The organism is Dellaglioa sp. CoH-57-MRSF-17, assembly GCF_056782015.1.
Genome location: NZ_JBXAXY010000081.1, coordinates 1 through 362 on the forward strand (window position 1 = coordinate 1; position 362 = coordinate 362).

Consider the following 362-nt stretch of genomic DNA (forward strand, 5'->3'; position numbering starts at 1 on the left):
GCTCGTCGAAACGCGTTTGCGAAGTTTCCAGAAGTTGGACCAACAGTACATCCCAATTGCGGAGTGCAGTAAGGTCCAGCGTCTCTTCGTTAAGCTCGCCCAGATATGCAATCTCGCGCAGACTCGTCAGCTCATTTTTAAGGGCCCTGAGAGCCTTAGCTGTACCCTGTGGAACACCATCGTCACGAAGGGATTTAACAACGGCCAGCGCATCAGTAAGGCGCTTGAGTTGCCGCTCCTTGGACACCGTGCCCATTGTGGGAAGGCGTCTGAATGCTTCTCGGCTCCTGTCAATAAGGGCGCGCAGACTGGACATGCGATCGGATAGGGACGCGAGACCTGCCTCACCGTCCTTGCTATTC

General features: G+C 55.2%; 1 protein-coding gene. It reads right to left on the reverse strand.

The window, feature by feature from the left end:
- A partial coding sequence (locus AC1RPJ_RS07970) for a hypothetical protein (protein WP_481762873.1) occupies positions 1–362 on the reverse strand: 362 nt, incomplete at both ends.